The organism is Hyphomonas sp. (genome assembly GCF_041398465.1).
GTDB lineage: Bacteria > Pseudomonadota > Alphaproteobacteria > Caulobacterales > Hyphomonadaceae > Hyphomonas.
Genome location: NZ_JAWKUS010000005.1, coordinates 312,965 through 330,382 on the forward strand (window position 1 = coordinate 312,965; position 17,418 = coordinate 330,382).

Consider the following 17,418-nt stretch of genomic DNA (forward strand, 5'->3'; position numbering starts at 1 on the left):
AATTCAGGTTCTGGCCGCGTGTAGAAGCGAAATAGCACCTGTTAGTCGATATAGAGCCATGGGCGCTGCTCGCAATCGGCTGCCTGGTATGCTGCAATCTGCGTAGCACTTTTTAGTGTCAGGGCAATTGGATCGAGCCCTTCAATAAGCAATCGTTTGGCAAACCCGTCCAACTCAAACCTAAACTGGTGGTCGGCGCATGAGACTGTCTGAGTCGGCAGGTCAATGCTCACGTCCCCGGGAAGCTGCGCGGCCAGCCAGGTGACGTCTTCCCCGGCCAGCACGATAGGCGCAATGCCGTTGCGCGGGCAGTTACCCTGAAAGATCGCACCGAAGGAAGGCGCGATGATCGCCCGGATTCCATACTCCGCGAGCGCCCAGACAGCATGTTCACGCGAAGATCCGCAGCCGAAGTTTTCACCCGCAACGAGGATGCTCGTTCCGGAATATTCTCGCTGATTGAGCACGAAGGCCGGGTCGGGCGTGCGGTCTGTCGTCGTTTTATAGCGCCAGCCTGCGAACAGACCATCGGCAAGTCCGGTACGGCCAACCGTTTTCATTTCCCGCGAGGGAATGATCTGATCCGTGTCTATATTATCTTGCATCATCGGTGCGGCTCGACCGCTATGTAGAACAAATGGCTGCTGCATCATGTGTTTCCCTGGCCTGCGCACGCGATCCGTCCAGCGATGGCGCTTGCCGCGACAGTTGCCGGGCTTGCCAGATGGGTACGCACGCCAGGGCCCTGACGCCCCTCGAAATTCCGGTTGGTTGACGAGATCACGCGCGCGCCTGGCGCGAACGTCTCACCGCCAGCATAAAAGCACATGGCACAGCCCGGCGCGCCCCATTCGAATCCGGCCGCCTTGAAGACCTCATCGATACCCTCAGCCTCAGCCGCGCGGCGCACAGCTTGCGAGCCTGGCACGCAGACGGCGCGAACACCGGGCGCCACCTTGCTCCCCCTGAGGATTGCAGCAGCGGCACGCAGATCGCTAAGACGTCCGTTCGTACACGAACCGATGAAGGCGCCCTGGATATAAAGTTCGGTCAGCCGATCGCCGGGAGCGAGTCCCATATAAGCAAGTGCGCGCGGGTCACCGTCCGCTGGGATGGGCTGGTCAATCGGACCGGAATGTTCCGGACTTGTGCCCCAACTAACTGTCGGGCGGACATTACTCGCATCAAGTTCGATCTCATGGTCAAACCGTGCGTCGACGTCTGTTTTGAGTTCTGACCATTTGTCGGTCGCCGCTGCCCAGTCGTTTTCTCCCGGCGCGAATGGCTTGCCGCGCAAGCCCGCTAGAAGTGTTTCGTCCGGCGCGATGATCGCCGTGAAAGCTGAAAATTCAACGGCCAGATTGCAGAGAGTCAAACGGGCTTCAATATCCATCGCCTCTACTACTTCACCGCTGAATTCGATGGCAGAACGTTGGCCGCCTGCTGCCCCGTATCTCGCGATCAGGTGCAGAACGAGATCCTTCGCGGTCACGCCTGACTGTAGCGCACCGCTTACCCTGATGCGCATCTGCGGTGGACGTTTCATTCGCAATGTGCCGGTGACCATGGCGTGTTCGGCCTCGCTCGAACCAATTCCCCAGGCAAGCGCACCGAGCGCGCCGAGACTGCACGTATGACTGTCCGGGCAGACAATCGAAAGGCCGGGCAAAGCGATACCAAGTTCGGGCGCCACAACATGCACGATACCTTGTCTTGCGTCGTCAGTATCGATCAACCGGATACCGGCGCCGTTTGCCATCGCCCGTGTCTGGGTGATGAACACATCGCCGCCCGGCGCGCGCGAGTCGTCGCGCCCCCGGTCTGTCTTGAAGGAGACGACATGATCCATGATCGCAAATACGCGGGCCGGCGATTGGACAGTATAGCCTGCTTCGTTCAGCGATTTGAGTGCCACGCCGCCGGTACGTTCATGCAGCATGATCCGGTCAATGGCGATCAGATCGCCGTCCTTGTCGCTTGCCACGACGTGTTGCGCCCAGAGTTTGTCGAAAAGTGTTTGTGCAGTCGGCATGTGCAAGAGGTAAGACTCTGAAAGAAAAAAGAAAGCCGGCTGGAAGCAACATGCCACCAGCCGGGAAAGGTTATACCTGCAACCGAACCGGGTTAAGCAGGGTCGGAGGGACTAAAATTTATAACCGAGATCGATTCCGTAGGTGATCGGATCGGATGGGTAGGTGGCAAAACTGCCCGCTGTAGCAACGCGATAATATTTCTGATCTGTGAGGTTCTTGCCCCACAGCGCAACCGACCATCCGGCATCGGATTCATATTTTATCCGCGCATCGATCAGAGGGTCAATTTGTGCGAGAATGTGCGGCGGAGCAGCCGCGACCAGCGTCCACATATCGTCCTGGAAGCCGACATCCGCATTCACAATCAATTCGCCTTCGGTCAGACGACGGGTATAGCTCACGCCCACCGAACCCTTGTATGAAGGTGCGTTCTTGATCTCTAGATTCTTCGCACATTTGACAATGTCAGCGTCAATCGTGGGGTCAATCGTCGGGCAACTCGATCCATTGTTCGTCAGACCGCGTGCCTGGTCAGGGGTGACATCGGTAAACTCACCCCCGAGCAAGCCAAGATTGGCATTGAACTGGAACGCATCATTGACCTGCCAGACCAGTTCGGCTTCGCCGCCCCATGTCTGGGTCTCGTTGACGTTAAAGCGTGTAAAGCCGACATTCGGTATCGTGGCACTGATCTGAATGTCATCATACTTGTTGCGGAAGGCCGAAAGATTGAGACGGACCGAGTCGGAAATATCCGTCTTGGCCCCGACTTCGAATGAACCGAGCGTTTCTTCAGCGACCGGCTTGAAGACTGCCGTCGCACTAAACGCATCTGCCGACCAACCACCTGATTTGAAGCCGGTGGAGTATTTCGCGTAAAGCAGGGCAGCATCATTTAGCCGATAATCAGCGTTGACTGTATAGCTGACATTTTCATAATCAGCGTCATCAGTCCGATTGAATCCGAATGCTTGGTTGATGCCGTAGAAGTTCTTGCTCTCCTGCGTGTAGCGAAGGCCACCGGTCAGTGACAGCTTGTCATTTACGTCATACGTACCCTGCCCAAAAATCGCATAGGACTCGCTATCTGTATTGATCGAGAATGGGTAGATGAATACGGTGTCGAGCGTGACCTCTTCCTTGAAATAATATACCCCACCAACATAATTGAATGGACCATCATAGTTGGATGCGAGTGCGAATTCCTGACTAAACTGGTTCTGGTGGGTTTCCTGGAAGAAGGGAAATCCGACCCGTGTCTTCAAATCATCGTCCAACTTCCGATACGCCGTGATCGACGTGAAATCGAACGTGCCGAACCTGCCGTTGACATTCGCAGAGACACCGCGCGAGTTTGACCGGCTGTTGTAGTTGGTAAAGCACCCATCCGGACGAAAGGTCTCGGGCAAAGGCGCACAGACCGTGCCGGGCAACGGCTCGATGGTAAAATAGTCATTGTCCGCGTCATTCCCGGCTTTTATCGAATCCGGAATCGGATCGGACCGATCAAGCGTGCTGTCGATAGCTACATCAAGACTCCAGTCCGGATTGAACTCATGCCGCAAACTGGCACGGAATGCCTTGATGTCCTTTCGGCCAACGTCTTTTCCTTCGCCAGCATACGCACCGTTCGGCGTGAGGGTGAAGAAGCCGTCGCGCTCGCGCATGAGGCCTGTCACACGCACAGCCGTCGATGGGCCAAGCTGAAGATTACCCGTTGCGCGCAAATCAAGACGGCCATTATTGCCAATCGTCGTGCGTACCTCACCAGAGTTTTCGAACTGCGGCTTCACCGACGTTAGTTTAACCGCGCCGCCCACTGTATTCCGGCCATATAGCGTGCCTTGTGGTCCGCGCAGGACTTCGATCTGCGCGAGATCTACAACCTCAAATAATGAACCTACCGACCGGCCAATATATACGCCATCCACATACACGCCGACCGCCTGCTCAACGGCGCCTCGGCTCTCGGTCTCCCCGACACCGCGAAGCGTGATACTCGCCGCGTTGGCGGTGCCTGAGTTCGTACCAATTGTTATGTTTGGAACCTGGAACTGCAGGTCGATCACATTCCCGACCTGCTTGTCTTCAAGCTGCTCGGTCGACAGGGCAGTAACAGCAATCGGCACGTCCTGCAGGTTCTCTTCCGTGCGCTGGGCAGTAACCGTTACCTTCCCGAGCCGACGCGACGAGTCAGAATCGTCAGATTGCTGCGCCTGAGCAGCAGGAACTGCGAGTGCAAGTGCCAATGCGCCAGTTGCGGCATTCAGGGCAAGTTTATTTGTAAGTTTCATCGTCGCTCCTCCAAAGCATGCGATACCCTTTCACAAAAGATATACCTTTTGAAGGCACGATATTGGCTTGGCGCCTAATGTCCGGTCATTATCTGCGGAAAGTGTTGCAAGAATGTCTCATATCTGCGGGATCGGCTCCCCGCCTTCAGTCAGACATGCGTCGAACCGGCCCGGTTATCCTGAACGGTGCAGCGTTGTGAGACTCAGATTCCGGGGTGTTCCAGAACGCTTGGCCAACTTCCACATAGTCCCACTCAGCCCGGACATAGGTAGAGAAGTTCGTCTGATCTTTATGAACTGCAGGGCTGACGCCAATCACGTTCCGGAGAAGCTGGAGGATGTATCGTTGCGTGACGTACACGCCAAAGCTCACGCAGGTCTGTAAGATCAATCCTGCCAATATCATTCTACGCATGTCATTTTCAGGTCTTCTTACGCTTCCGGCCGACGGCGTACATCTTTTTACACGGCGTATCCCAGAAGCGGACGTTTGCGAAAGGCACGCACTTTCATCCGACGAGGCGTCTACATTTCTAATGACACATCATTCAAATGAGGAGCGCTGGATTGCGTTCTATCAGGCTGGCGAGGTTGGAAGGTTGAAGGTCAGTCCGGTTGGGCGGACGCTGCATTATATCGGCTAATCGATTCCATCATCGATTTCATGTCTTGTCCTGTTTCGGGCAGCATCTCGCGCGGCATGTCGAGATGGTTGAGCGGGAACTCCTGTACATACTGATCAAGGACCGGCTTGGTCATTTCATACGCATAGTTCGGGAGTTTTCTGTTCGCGCGAAAGGCAGCAATCGGGATGGTCGCCTCTATAATTCCATCTTGATCAACGCTTGGGTCTTTGGCGAGGATTTCACCTTTTGGACCGACGATTATCGACTCTCCGGCTCGGTAGCCGCTAGCTTCAGGAAAGGCGATGTTGGTCATGGTCGAATAGAAATTATTGATCCGCGCCATCGCAGTCACGTCATCTTGGGAGAAGAGAGTGGCCGTGCGGACCATTATCTCTGTTCCCCGCATCGCGAAGGCTGCGAATATGAATGGGTCGGCCTGAACCGTACTGACCGCGATATTTCCATACTCAGTTTGCAGAACGGGAAACTCCTCCTCCACACCGTACTTGGCACGGTACTTGTCGCGAACAGCCTCAATGGTTGTGGTTGTAATTTCCCTGTCGGGATAAATCCGCTTGATATTGCGCGACTTCCAAAACACTTTCGCAATGTCACCGTTGCGATCAATCACGGTGTTCAGGCTGAGGATATGTCCTGGCCAGTCAGGGTCTGTCGCATAAGCGCCAAAAATGAGGTATGTATCGCAGGCCTTTGCGATCTCGCCTAATCGCGCTGTTTCCGGACCCGGAATCTGCACGGTATAATTTAGCTGCTCGGTTCGACCGCCGCCAGAATAACCTGTGAGCGGAAACTCGTGATAGAGCAGAAAATCAGGCTTGCTTCCCGTGCTGCAAGCCTGCCGCGCCAAATCTTCCATGTGACCGAGATTGTGGTCCAACCCTTCTTCAACGGTCGGAAACTCCGACAGGGAATTGGTCGTACTCTGAATGACTTTTACGACAATTTCATCCTTGGCGAGCGGCACTACGGGGTAAGAACCGTCACTCCGAACCAGGGTCGCTTCGGCAGTTGAGCTCGCGATCGGCCCAGATGGCGCAGCTTCACTCCTTGAAGTCGTACTATTTTGGCTGCACGCGCAGACTGCAGCAGCTAACGCTGCGACGGCAAGAATGGACTTCATTGGATCAGCTTTCATGAATGTGCACCAATATCGCGGTGGCTTCGGAATAACTTGGTCAGATGCCGCTTGTGAGATGTGTTCTGACTGTCTTGGCAGTCATCATTCATCCTAGTCCAAGGACGCCGGGATTGACCCTGCAATCAGGGTCCAACGCTGCCTTTATGGTTTCGACAAGGCGCAGACTGTCAGGGTCGCGTCCTTCTACGTAGGGATAGGTGCGGCCAATTTGGAAGTGCGCTGCACCGAATTGCGAGAAAGTGTCCAGAACGAACTGACGCGCCGTTTCGACCATGGCTGTTGCGTCAGGATTTTGCTTATAACGGGGATACTTGGACAGAACGCTACCCTCGACGGCTGCCTCATGGATCTCGAACAATTCTTCAGGCCAAATGAAAACAGGTTCGATCAGATAGCCATTTGTACTCATTGTAGTGACCAAAGCACCGGTGAGAATATTGTACTTATCAAATTGATCTGCCATTCTTTCAAATCCGTCTTCAAGCGCCTTCCAGCAAGCAGGCCCTTTGCTGATCGGAACGATCCCGTGAATGGGAACCCAGCGCTCGCCCTGTGGTCCAAGCATGTTGTTCAAAGGGGTAAACGGGTTGGCGCGAATGATTTTTGGAATTGAATTCTCGATCGCCTTGCCACCATGTTTTTCCGCAAGCGCCTTCAGTACCGAAATCTCTTCCTTCAAACCGGCTTCTGATCGCCCTTCGACGGTGAAATGCAATGTATAAGAGGCATCCGCCATGAACCCGCGGCCGGCCATCGCGACCTTGGCCCCTTCGCGCAAAGCTTTGAGCAATCCACCTTGAGCCTTCATCACATTGGTTAGTGTTTTTGCGTCAGACAGGATGGAAGCACGGGCCATACGCACCTTCGTCAAATTGGGATCAAACCCGAACAACTCGCAAGCCAGGTTTTGTTTCGCAATTTCAGTCATGGCCTTCGCGCAGCCGTCCCGTGTCTCAAACTCGTAGCTGGCCCAGGTTTCATGCTTAGGGCTTGGGATCAGACGTAATGTGATCTCGGCTTTGAATCCCATCGCACCACTGTCGCCAATGAACAGTCCGGTTAGATCTGGTCCATAGTGGCGCCAGAAGGGTGCGCCGTTACGCGTGCCTGCAGAGCCGGTCCGCACCAGTGTTCCGTCTGCAAGAACGACCGACATCGCCACAACACTATCTCCAGTTGGACCGTATGTTCCAGTTCCAAAGAATGCATTATTCTGTGCAACGCCGCCGCCAATCGTGGACAATATGCCCGACAAGGGTCCCCAAAACGGCGTGCGCAAGCCTTTGGGCTTGAGCGCTTCATGTAGCTGAGCCCACGTGCAACCGGCCTCAACCGTGACGTACATGTCATCCGCATTGATTTCGACAATGCGGTTGAGTTTGCGCGTATCAACGATGCCGACTCCAGCCCGATCAGGCGCGGAGGATTTGGTATAGGACATGCCCCCGCCCCGCGGCGAAAGCGCGATGCCTCCTTCATGTGCGGCCTTGATGCAGGCAATCATCTGCTCGGTGGTTTCTGGCACCAGAACGAAGTCTGCCAGTTCGCCGCGCGCCCAGATATCATGACTGACAAAACGACGCTCTGCTTCGCCGACAAGTACGATGTCGTCACCCAGCCGTTCGATCATGAAAGTTGCGTTTTTCGTTTTACCGATAACAGCTGCTTGGTCCATGTTACGCTCCAGTGGTTTGGGGAATGGCGACCGGCGCAGGGCGCGGGTCGTCGAATATCGTTTCTCGTCGTCCCAGGAATGGAAGGGCGATGGCGCCAATGACAAGTGAGCCTGCCCACACATACAATGCAGCCTTGTAGCTGCCCGTTTGAACAAACATCCGCGCACCAATCACGGGTCCCGCAGCAGCGCCGATTGCGAAGAAAGCGTATAGACAACCATAGATCGAGCTGTAATTGCGCATTCCGAAATATTTGGCGCTCATGAACGCGAGGAAGTCGTATTCGACCCCGAGAGCGGCGCCCATCAACACGACCGCCCCTGCGCATAGCATGAAGCTTGGCGTATCGATCTGTGCCAAAGCGAGAAGCCCAAGGATCGGTGACGTGAGCATGAGGATGGCCACACCCGGCGGCCAGAACCGGTCGATCAGCCAACCGCCGGAGAGGCGGCCGATAATGACAGCGTAGCCAGCGAAACTGGCGAGCAACACCGAATTGGAAACTTCAAACCCCTTTTCCCTGAAGATGGCTTCGAGATTGGGAACCGGTCCGGACAGGCCAATGGACATGACCAGGAAGGCATAAGCAAGTAACCAGAATCGCGATGTGACAAGGGCCTGCTTAAGCGAGAATCCGGGCTCTGAAACTGAAGATTTGCCAGATATCGCACCAGATATCGCAGGCGCCTTGGCGGGCGCATCGCGAAACAGGAGCAGGCCGATCGGCACCGTAATCAACAAGGGTGCTAGCCCAACGCAGACATATGTCATACGCCAGCCGATCTCTCCGATGAGGTGGTCTGACAAGACCTTCGCCAATGCGCCACACGGACCGGTAAGAACGAGTGCCAAGCCGAGCGCCATGCCGCGATTCTTCTCAAAGAAACTCGTCACGCCGCGCGTCCAGGTAACGGGCAGCGTCCCAGCGCCCAAGGACGCCATCAATCCCCAGGTCGCATAGAACTGAAGCAGACTGTCTGTCATGAGTGAAAAGCTCATGAACACCAACGAGAACATCACAGTCGAAATGAGCGCGACCCGTTTGGCGCCGAACCGATCAGACAAATAGCCTGCAACGGGCGCAAACAGGAATGCCCCAAGGGTCATCACGGTCAGAGCGACCATGATCTGATCATATCGCCAGCCGAACTCCTCTGAAAGCACGGGCATGAAAACGCCGATTGTATAGAAAGGAAGAGGCGACAGCCCAAGACCAATCCCAAGCGCGGCGGCGACGATCACGCCCGAGCCGCGTCGGAATTCCCCTGTTATTTCTGAAGTCGCCATTATGCGGCATCCTCTTTGGGTTTGCCGCCGCCAAAAACGGACTTCAGGAAGAGGATGATGATGTCGGGGCGCAGCATGCGGCCAAACAGGCGCACCATTTCTGGGCCGCCTATTTCGACCGTGCACGGCATGACATTGGCAACACCTGAGAGTACGACGCGGTTATTCTCGACGGCCACGTCCCGGACTTCTACGCCAAGTTTGATTGCGGGGGTCTTGACCAGCATGCGTCTATTCCGCGGCCATGACGGCAGGCGCCATGGCTAGCGCGGCGCGTGCGGCGCCCCGGCCGGTGATCATTGCCTCGGTCAGGTAAGATCCGTTCTGGTACAGATCCGAAAAGATCGATCCGAGTTCGCCGGCTTCGAACAGGCGCGGAATCTGGCCGCCCTTGTGGTCAAACACGCGGCCGTCCATATCGCGTCGCGCGCCGCCACCGGTACAGACAATAGCTGGTGTCAGTTGAACCGCATAGAATGGCCCATTCACGATTGGAAGAAGTGTCTCAGGATTGCGGCCATGGGCCTTGTCTTCACCCGCAGCACAGGCGGCATTGTAAGCAGAAACCTCAGCCGCCAGAACTTTGGGATCCAGAGCAATTTGTGACGCCAGCTCTTCAATCGAGGTCGCTTTTTTTATCAGGCCTGACGCAATCTCTGCGCTGTTGTCCTCGCTCCATGTGTCTGTCCGAACGACGCCGCTCCAAGCCATAATTTCGAGGACCAGTTTGCCGGCCATCCGCGTGCTTTCATCAAAGATCATGTGAACCGGGTGGGCTGTGTTCAACGGAACGTCGACCCAGCGCCCATGTTTCTTGTGCTTGTAATGGGTCAACTGCAGCTCGTTGGTCTCACCGTAGAAACGACGCCCCGTGCTATCAACGTCCATCCACGAAAACGCAGGCAAGAGGAAATTACGCAAATAGGAGGTGTCATGTTCAGGCAGCTTGATGCCCGGCCAGATGCCACCCGACTGGCCTTGGTTTCGCAGATGCCACATCTCTGCGCCTGCTTTCTGCATGATGCGCACACCGTCTCCGGTATTGTAGGGCGTGCCGAGCGGGCAAACATCGGACAGGCCATAATAGTCCTTCTGCATCTGAAGGTCTGCTTCATACCCGCCAACGGCCATAACCACACCGCGCGTTGCGCGCACGGCCTTGCGAACACCGTCCTGCTCGACCCATGCGCCAAAGACTTCCAGCGTGTCAGGGTCCTGGATCAGATCGACCAGCGCCGTGTCATACCAGACCGGAACATTTCGCTTTTCAACATTGGCCTTCAGGGCGAGCCAGACACCCGATGGGATCGGCAGAATTGTAGACGTATACGCCACAGCTTCCCGTGCGCCCAGTTCCGGGAACTCGAGCACAGCATCGCGCTCGGTAAATCCGGTTCCACGCAGAAATTCCGCGCCAGCATCTTTCGCGACGTTTTGAATCCAGGGCTCCAGATTGACCATCCGTTCCGCCCACTCGTCGAGCAGCTCTTCCGAAATTGGATTGGCTGTGCTCATCGAACGCTGGTAGTCTTTGAGGGCTTGTTTGTTCTTCGAGATCAGCAAGGACTGGCCAGACACGCGGCAATTCCCGCCGGCGAACTTTTGTGGCGCTTTCTCAATCAACAACAGCCGGGCGGACGGGTCAGCATCATGCGCCTCAATCGCAGCCGACGCGCCCGCGCACCCAAATCCACAAATGAGGACGTCTACTTCCTCTTCCCAGGATCTCACACTGTTCAGACTGGCCATAGCATTTCTCCTTTGAGGCCATCAGCCACAAACATGCGATGATTTCCAACAAACAGTTGTCCAAATACACAATCTATGTTTGTTTATCATCATGGAACTCAGGCAACTCGAACATGTTCTTGCTGTTGTGGAAGCAGGCAGTTTGACCGGCGCAGCCTCGCGCGTCGGACTAACCCAGCAGGCTTTGTCAAAATCGCTGTCCCGTCTCGAGGATTCGATTGGCGGAAAGCTGTTTGAACGTGAAACACGTGGTATGGCGCTTACCCGTCTTGGCGAGACCGTTGTGGAACATGCTCGCGATGTGGTGGCGAGTGCCGGCCGCCTGAAATCAGCGGCAACTGCGGAACTCGGCTTTGAACGCGGAAAGATGGTGATCGGGCTCAGCCCGATTGCGGCAACCACAGAGATCGGTCGCAGTGTAGTGCGCTTTGCCGAAGCACATCCCAATCTTAGAATTGATGTCGAGGCTGGAATTGATCGGGAATTCGTTGCAGCGCTTCATCGCGGGCAAATCGATATGGCGCTGTCAACACAGACCGTTGATCATCAGGACAGTGTATTGGTGCAACAACTGGCCAGCGAACCATGGGGCATTGCCGGGTGCGCGGGTCATCGACAACTCAGCAAAGCAAAGTCTCTCACAGATCTACGCGGAGCCCAATGGGTGCTAGGGCGCAACACTGACCATCTCGACGAAGCCATCGCAGATGCATTCGCCACTTTGGGAGAACCTCGCCCTCAACCCGGAATGATGACCACGTCTGTCTTGTTCGCTCTGACCGCGCTGACCCACTCTGAAACTCTGGCCATCCTGCCCCGCTCTCTTTGCGATAACCTTTCAACCTTGATGTGGAAAGATCTTTGCGACGGCGCTTGGGCTAGCCCGATCTTTTTGATGCGCCGCAAGCGCGCACATCTCGGCCTGGGCGCGCGCAAACTGATTGAAGCTCTTCAGGCGGAGAATATCTGACTACCAAGGCTTTCCCCCGATCCATTCTCCCGCAGACATGCCAAGCTTGTCGATCTGAACACTCTCCCAGATCTCCGCTTTGAAGTAGGGGTCGGCCTCAATGAATGCGCGGGCGTCTGCTATACTGGTTGCTGTAATCACTAGCAACGCTCCGGTAAAAGCCTCGTCTGCATCATCGCGCAGGGGTGCAGCAATTTTGATGCGATCAAAGACGGTATCGATATGAGTAAGATGGTCGTTCAATAGCGCCATCCGCGTGGGTTTGGACCCCGACTTGTCACGGCACACAATCGTGTAAAGGCCACTCATGATATTCAATCCTTAGTGTTGGGTGAAGGGAATTCTAATACGCCGGGATTCATGAGGCCGCGTGGATCAAGATGGCGCTTTACTGCGAGCAACAAACTCGCAGGTTCTGGCGCCAGCGCGGAAAAGTATGGATAGACGCGGCCGATCTGGTTGGAGGCGGCGCCAAAATCGCGGAATAGGTTAACGGTTTCCCGGCGCAATTGATCGACAAGCGCCCGTCCCTCGGGGTTCGGTGGCGGCTCGTTATACTGGCGCAAATGAGCGGGATCTGCGACCGCGCGGTGAATCGGCAGCCAGCTATCCTGCCAATGAAATACAGGTTCGAAACTGAAACAATGGTTCGAGAGTGCGGACGCCAGGCGCGTAAAGCTAACGCCGTGATCGGTCATGGTGCCCCGATGCGGCGCGATCATCTCATCAAAAGCCGCGATCAGGCGCTCCCCATCCGAATGGGCGACCTTGGCATTTAACGCCGCCCAACGGCCACCTTTTGGGCCAATCACACCGTTGAGATTTGCGAACAGATCTGCTCTGGCAACGCGCGGAATCGTCCCCGCAACTTCGACGCCGCCCGATTTAGCCACCAGAATTCGTGCCCGGTTCAAGTCTGCAAGTACTGCGGCTTCGCTTCGTCCCGCAGCCGTGACATGCAGTGAATAATGACCTTCGGGAATGAACCGCGTTCCCGCTGTGGCCATCGATGTGAGTGACTTTAAGGCTTGCAAAAGGTTCTTGGCCCGGCGAGCGACCGCCGATGCTGACCGCACCATGTCAGCCGTGCTGAGATCGATTTGATCCGTAGAAGCTGGATCGAGAATATAGACATCGTCGGCAAGATCTTCCCGCGCAATCGCCGACAGGGCCGCGCTCGCATCTTCAATTCTTGGAAATGAAAAGCTGGCGAAGTCTTCGTGTGCGGGCGCGTTAATCAAGCGCAGCGTGGCTCGCGCCTTTACCCCCAATGTGCCGCCATCATGCACGAACAACCCGGTCAGGTCCGGCCCGAAACTTCGGATGAAGGGCTTGCTATTGGCCATCAACGCGCCCTGCCCGGTCCGAAGGACAAGACCATCGGCGCACACCACATCCAGCCCCAACACCATTTCAGCAGCGGAGCCATACCGCGCCGAACCAAAGAACAATGCGCCATGACTCAGGCCGCCACCAACCGTCGCCCCCTTGCCTGAGAATGTGCCGAAGAACGGCAGACGCCGGCCAAGCGGACGCAAGGCATCTTGTATCTGCTTCCACGTCACACCCGCTTCGACCGTGATGGTCATATCTGCTTCCGAAATAGCGACAATGCGATTGAGACCTGAAAGATCGACGGAAATGGTGCGCGGTCCGGCGGGTATGTAGCCCGCAGTATAGCTAAGCCCACCGCCGCGCGGCGCGATCGCATAGCCGTGCGAAGTGGCGGCTCCGACACAGGCCGCAAGCGTATCAACAGATTGAGGACGCACGACGGCAAGCGGCAACGCGCCGGTCTCGTGCACATCACTCGCGGCAAGCGCAAGCGCATCGTCATCGAGCAGGACATGCATATCACCGGCCAGATGCCTGAGTGCAGCAATCAGGCCCGGGTCAGTCACAGAGGTTTCTCCACGCTCAGCCACACCACAAGTGCAATGAAAATCCAAAGCAAGATCAGCACGCTCGTCGCACGGATATATGTGGTACGAATGGCCGCGTTTCGCTCAGATGTGACACCGGAAGACACCATCTTCGACCACGTCCTGAAATGCGCAATCAGCGCAATCCTGATTCCAACGCCACAGGCCATCACGCCCGCAAAAGCCGCCAGCTTCCACCGAAGCCACCCTGGAATGGGCCATGCGCCGACGATGAGGCCCGCCGCGACCGCGACGAAGAGTGCCATCAGAACATAGCGAGAGCCACGGTCAATTGTGCCAAGCGTGCGCCCGATGGGGCGTGCGCGGTAGCGATGCACAGCCTCCACAAATCCAAGCCAAATCACGCCGATAGCGCCCGCTGCCAACACGACCTGCTGTCCGCCCGGGACAAACCCCGCATTTGCGGCCAGCATCACGCCCAGCGAAGCCTGCAAGACGAGGGCATAGCGGACATGCTGGTCGACATGCATCACGTGATCCATCAAGCGCGCGCGCTCTGCCATGGGCATCGCGTCAGCATAGCAAACATAACGATAGGTGGAGTTGATTACGAGTTCCGAGCCCAACCAGTAACCAAGCACGGCGATGTGGGCGACGAGCAGCCAGGCGGTCATGCTGGCCCATGTTTGACATGGTCCAGCCGTGTCAGTTCGTAACGGGTCTGCATGTACCCGCCGACTTCCGCTTTCAGAAAAACATAGTGCCCATCGGTTGTACACCAAATGTCATAATTGGGGTGCTCGACCAACATGCCCGGAACATCGGTGAAGGAGAACTTATGAGCCTCGAACTGGCCTGCCTTTACTTCCAGCGTCTCCTTTCCATGATACAGAATGGCAAGATCGACCGGAAAAAGCATCGGCCCCGTCGCACCACGATGATCTGGGGAAGATAGCAGCATACTTTTGACAAGTTGCGTACCCGGGCCCTTGGAAAGATCAAACTGAGAGAGCAAGGCGCCATCATTGATAATTGCGTGATTACCAAACGCCGGGACGCCGCACTCGACGGCCATACGTTGAGATACGCGACCTTCGATAGTGGTGTTTGCTTCGCATTCAGCCTGCGTCGCACTAAAATTGAACCAGGCCGAACCGCGGAAACTACCGCCAACGGCAATGCGAACAAAGCTGTCGGCGGGACGCCCCTGCGGATCTAGCCGCAGGGAAACATCCCGAACCACAGGTGGAGGATCATCAATCTCGCAATGCGCCGTGATAACTTTACTGCCGTCGTGATGCAAATCTATACGAAAGCTCTCGCGACCGCGCGTCTCGCCGAGACGTTCTGGCGCGCAGCTCGTATAACCAAGCTCACCGATAAAACTCTGTGTGACTCCGCTCATACCTCTAAGCTAGGATTGGCGCCCGCAAATGATCCAACAAGTTTTTGTCTAAACGCACAAGCAAACTTTGTGATGGTTCCACACTGCGAGACACTCCTTGAAAATGATATATTGTTTAGACAACACTCCCATCATGCGGAATTCGTCAGGCAATTTCTGTGACCATTCTATATTCTGAAAACTTCAGCGGAGCACACCATGCCCTATCTATTGCGACCCGACTTTGAACGCCTCGGCCCGCCCGCGAACTCAACGCTACTTGTGATCGGTGGCTGCGGCGGAATTGGCCACGCCTTTGGGAGCATCGCAGCGCGCCTTGGCTGCAAGGTCATTATCATGGATCTTCCGGACGCCATCTCACGGCGAGGTGAGACGCCCGGTTCGCGATCAATTCCGGTCGATCTGCGCGATGAGGGAAGCATCATTGAAGCCTTCAAACTACTGGCTGAAACGGACGTGACACTGAACAGCATTGCCGTTTGTTCCGGCTATACCAAGGGCCATGATCACATCGCCACGCTCGATACTGATCGGTTCGACGATATTATATCAGGAAACCTGCGTGGCCCTGTCCTCGCCATACGCGAGGCGAGGCCATTGCTTGCCGATCATGCCTCCATTGTTTTCCTGTCAACCGCGATCGGTCAAATTGGAGCGCCTGGCTATGCCGGATACGGAGCCGCAAAGGCAGGTCTCAATGCGGTTACTCGGATTCTCGCTGCCGAGCTTGCCCCGGGCGTTCGCGTGAATGGTGTTGCTCCAGGAGCTGTGGATACTGCATTTATTCGTGGTGGATATGGTGACGGTGCCGAAGAGACTGGAGCCCCGGCTCGCTTTGACAAGGAGGCTTACAATGCACGTATCCCGCTGGGACGCATGGCCGTCAGTGACGACATTGTCGGGCCTATTCTCTTCCTGCTATCAGATGCAGCGCGCTACATTTCCGGACAGGTCCTCCACGTAAACGGCGGAGGATTCATGCGGGATTAGTTTGATCAAGAGGATCTGAGGACACTCTATGGAGCGCGAGCTATTCGGATTGCCAGGTCAATGCGTACGCCGTCTCGGCAGACAATTTGGCAACGCGCTCGCCAGGAGGAACCCCATTCGCCAGCCGGCTTGAACATCACTAGCTTTGTCGAGCTCGCGCCCGCCTCGCAAGCGCAAGATTATTGAATGACCGCAATTCTGGAAAAGTCTCCTCACCCAACAGGCCCCAGCCGTTCTCGGTCCCGATCTAACGGCGCATCTGGTTCACCAGCGTTGCGTCTCAATTTGGCGGCCTGGTCAAGGCTGTGGGCGCGGCCTGGATGAAGGTCGAGATGCATGGGTCGAAGACCCAGATTGCCCTGGTGCAAGCATCTGTCACGCTTACAATCATGATCCTCGCACTCTTGCCCGGCGCAATCGCAGACAACGTGCCGCGCCGAACAGTCATGCGGGTTGTGCAGATCTACATGTATGCGGTCGCCGTGCTGTTATGCCTGTTCGCTTGGTTCGGCCTTCTGTCACCATGACCACTACTGATGTTCACCTTCCTGACTGGGTGCGGCACCGCGATCAATGCACCTTCATGGAAGGCAATGGCGGGCGATAATGTACTGCGGGCAACAATTCCTGCAGCTGTGTCGATGAACAGCATGGGCTTCAATATTGCCCGCACGGCCGATCCAGCTCTCAGCGGCATGATCGTCACCGCGTTGGGTGCCGCCGCCGCATTCACGCTAAATGTGTTCAGCTCTATCGGGCTGATCTGCGTCCTTCTGAATTGGCGGTCGGAAGAACACGAGCGCCCCTCGCTTCGGGAAGGTTTGCAAACCGCGATGGTGGCGGGCGCGCGATAGGTGTCGCTGTCGCCACTATAGTTGGCATCGCCGCAAGCGCTGTTCCCTCACTCTTGCCACTCGTTGCGGACTATTTGATCGGCGGTGATGCTGTCACGTTCGGACTTCTTTCTGGTGCGTTTGCGGCCAGCGCGGTGATTGACGCGCTGGCGAGTCGCAGGATTCGCGATCATTTCTCCAAAGAGATGACGATCTGCATCACCGTGATCACCATGAACATCGGTGCCTTCATTGTTGCCGGAAGTTCTTGGCTCGCGCTGAACATGACTGATCCGATCGTCTTCGGGGCGGCCTGGCTTGTGACCATGGCGATGGTGAACGCGGCCGTCCAGATGTCCGCGCCGCGCTGAGTGCGGGCACGGGCCTTGTCACTTTACCAAATGTCGGTCTTGGGGACGATAGCGGCGGGAAGCTGGATCTGCGGTAGCCTGTCGGAACAATTTGGCGTCGCTGAGGCGTCCTGATCATGACCGCTGTTCAGTCTATCGGCCT

14 protein-coding genes and 2 pseudogenes are annotated in these 17,418 nt (G+C 56.1%); 4 read left to right on the forward strand and 12 right to left on the reverse strand.

Annotation, left to right across the window (positions count from 1 at the left end; all coding sequences use genetic code 11):
* Window positions 1-41 precede the first annotated feature (41 nt).
* From leuD to R3C98_RS16480, 8 genes are all read right to left on the reverse strand, one after another.
* Window positions 42-650, reverse strand: coding sequence for a 3-isopropylmalate dehydratase small subunit (gene leuD / locus R3C98_RS16445; protein WP_371315193.1), 609 nt, complete (start codon window positions 648-650; stop codon window positions 42-44).
* Window positions 650-2,032, reverse strand: a complete 1,383-nt coding sequence (locus tag R3C98_RS16450) for a 3-isopropylmalate dehydratase large subunit (RefSeq protein WP_371315153.1) — start codon at window positions 2,030-2,032, stop codon at window positions 650-652. The genes leuD and R3C98_RS16450 overlap by 1 nt, the downstream gene beginning before the upstream one ends.
* A 111-nt stretch (window positions 2,033-2,143) precedes the next feature.
* Window positions 2,144-4,327 (reverse strand): TonB-dependent receptor, encoded by a 2,184-nt coding sequence (locus R3C98_RS16455; protein ID WP_371315154.1) that lies wholly within the window; start codon window positions 4,325-4,327, stop codon window positions 2,144-2,146.
* Window positions 4,328-4,933: 606 nt separating this feature from the next.
* Complete coding sequence (locus tag R3C98_RS16460) at window positions 4,934-6,109, reverse strand: nitrilase-related carbon-nitrogen hydrolase (protein WP_371315155.1); 1,176 nt, start codon at window positions 6,107-6,109, stop codon at window positions 4,934-4,936.
* An 88-nt stretch (window positions 6,110-6,197) separates the two neighbouring features.
* Window positions 6,198-7,787: an FAD-binding oxidoreductase gene (locus R3C98_RS16465; RefSeq protein ID WP_371315156.1), complete on the reverse strand. Its 1,590-nt coding sequence runs from the start codon at window positions 7,785-7,787 to the stop codon at window positions 6,198-6,200.
* A gap of 1 nt (window position 7,788) precedes the next feature.
* Window positions 7,789-9,075 (reverse strand): MFS transporter, encoded by a 1,287-nt coding sequence (locus R3C98_RS16470; RefSeq protein WP_371315157.1) that lies wholly within the window; start codon window positions 9,073-9,075, stop codon window positions 7,789-7,791.
* Window positions 9,075-9,302, reverse strand: coding sequence for a hypothetical protein (locus R3C98_RS16475; protein WP_371315158.1), 228 nt, complete (start codon window positions 9,300-9,302; stop codon window positions 9,075-9,077). Before R3C98_RS16475 ends, R3C98_RS16470 begins: the two co-directional genes overlap by 1 nt.
* Window positions 9,303-9,306: 4 nt before the next feature.
* On the reverse strand, window positions 9,307-10,824 hold the full coding sequence (locus R3C98_RS16480) for an FAD-binding protein (protein ID WP_371315159.1): 1,518 nt from the start codon (window positions 10,822-10,824) through the stop codon (window positions 9,307-9,309).
* A 91-nt stretch (window positions 10,825-10,915) separates the two neighbouring features.
* Here R3C98_RS16480 and R3C98_RS16485 point away from each other — a divergent pair, with 91 nt between their 5' ends.
* Window positions 10,916-11,794 (forward strand): LysR family transcriptional regulator, encoded by an 879-nt coding sequence (locus tag R3C98_RS16485; RefSeq protein WP_371315160.1) that lies wholly within the window; start codon window positions 10,916-10,918, stop codon window positions 11,792-11,794.
* Here R3C98_RS16485 and R3C98_RS16490 read toward each other — a convergent pair whose 3' ends face one another.
* From R3C98_RS16490 to R3C98_RS16505, 4 genes are read right to left on the reverse strand one after another with little or no spacing between them, the layout of a single operon-like run.
* Window positions 11,795-12,103 carry a YciI family protein gene (locus R3C98_RS16490; protein ID WP_371315161.1) on the reverse strand — a complete coding sequence of 103 codons (309 nt, stop codon included), beginning with the start codon at window positions 12,101-12,103 and terminating at the stop codon, window positions 11,795-11,797.
* A 5-nt stretch (window positions 12,104-12,108) separates the two neighbouring features.
* A complete protein-coding gene (locus R3C98_RS16495) occupies window positions 12,109-13,695 on the reverse strand; it encodes an FAD-binding oxidoreductase (protein WP_371315162.1) in 1,587 nt (528 codons plus the stop codon).
* Window positions 13,692-14,351: a hypothetical protein gene (locus R3C98_RS16500; RefSeq protein ID WP_371315163.1), complete on the reverse strand. Its 660-nt coding sequence runs from the start codon at window positions 14,349-14,351 to the stop codon at window positions 13,692-13,694. Before R3C98_RS16500 ends, R3C98_RS16495 begins: the two co-directional genes overlap by 4 nt.
* On the reverse strand, window positions 14,348-15,082 hold the full coding sequence (locus tag R3C98_RS16505; protein ID WP_371315164.1) for a hypothetical protein: 735 nt from the start codon (window positions 15,080-15,082) through the stop codon (window positions 14,348-14,350). Before R3C98_RS16505 ends, R3C98_RS16500 begins: the two co-directional genes overlap by 4 nt.
* A gap of 198 nt (window positions 15,083-15,280) precedes the next feature.
* Here R3C98_RS16505 and R3C98_RS16510 point away from each other — a divergent pair, with 198 nt between their 5' ends.
* From R3C98_RS16510 to R3C98_RS16520, 3 genes and pseudogenes are all read left to right on the forward strand, one after another.
* Window positions 15,281-16,072: an SDR family oxidoreductase gene (locus R3C98_RS16510; RefSeq protein ID WP_371315165.1), complete on the forward strand. Its 792-nt coding sequence runs from the start codon at window positions 15,281-15,283 to the stop codon at window positions 16,070-16,072.
* 257 nt (window positions 16,073-16,329) lie between these two features.
* Window positions 16,330-16,926: pseudogene (locus tag R3C98_RS16515) on the forward strand (MFS transporter).
* A gap of 53 nt (window positions 16,927-16,979) precedes the next feature.
* Window positions 16,980-17,390 (forward strand): annotated as a pseudogene (locus R3C98_RS16520) (MFS transporter).
* Window positions 17,391-17,418 lie beyond the last annotated feature (28 nt).

Excerpts from the sequence above, each read along its gene's own strand:
- leuD (WP_371315193.1), bottom strand. The coding sequence starts at position 650 with ATGCAGCAGCCATTTGTTCTACATAGCGGTCGAGCCGCACCGATGATG.
- R3C98_RS16450 (WP_371315153.1), bottom strand. The coding sequence starts at position 2,032 with ATGCCGACTGCACAAACACTTTTCGACAAACTCTGGGCGCAACACGTC.
- R3C98_RS16455 (WP_371315154.1), bottom strand. The coding sequence starts at position 4,327 with ATGAAACTTACAAATAAACTTGCCCTGAATGCCGCAACTGGCGCATTG.
- R3C98_RS16460 (WP_371315155.1), bottom strand. The coding sequence starts at position 6,109 with ATGAAAGCTGATCCAATGAAGTCCATTCTTGCCGTCGCAGCGTTAGCT.
- R3C98_RS16465 (WP_371315156.1), bottom strand. The coding sequence starts at position 7,787 with ATGGACCAAGCAGCTGTTATCGGTAAAACGAAAAACGCAACTTTCATG.
- R3C98_RS16470 (WP_371315157.1), bottom strand. The coding sequence starts at position 9,075 with ATGGCGACTTCAGAAATAACAGGGGAATTCCGACGCGGCTCGGGCGTG.
- R3C98_RS16475 (WP_371315158.1), bottom strand. The coding sequence starts at position 9,302 with ATGCTGGTCAAGACCCCCGCAATCAAACTTGGCGTAGAAGTCCGGGAC.
- R3C98_RS16480 (WP_371315159.1), bottom strand. The coding sequence starts at position 10,824 with ATGGCCAGTCTGAACAGTGTGAGATCCTGGGAAGAGGAAGTAGACGTC.
- R3C98_RS16485 (WP_371315160.1), top strand. The coding sequence starts at position 10,916 with ATGGAACTCAGGCAACTCGAACATGTTCTTGCTGTTGTGGAAGCAGGC.
- R3C98_RS16490 (WP_371315161.1), bottom strand. The coding sequence starts at position 12,103 with ATGAGTGGCCTTTACACGATTGTGTGCCGTGACAAGTCGGGGTCCAAA.
- R3C98_RS16500 (WP_371315163.1), bottom strand. The coding sequence starts at position 14,351 with ATGACCGCCTGGCTGCTCGTCGCCCACATCGCCGTGCTTGGTTACTGG.
- R3C98_RS16505 (WP_371315164.1), bottom strand. The coding sequence starts at position 15,082 with ATGAGCGGAGTCACACAGAGTTTTATCGGTGAGCTTGGTTATACGAGC.
- R3C98_RS16510 (WP_371315165.1), top strand. The coding sequence starts at position 15,281 with ATGCCCTATCTATTGCGACCCGACTTTGAACGCCTCGGCCCGCCCGCG.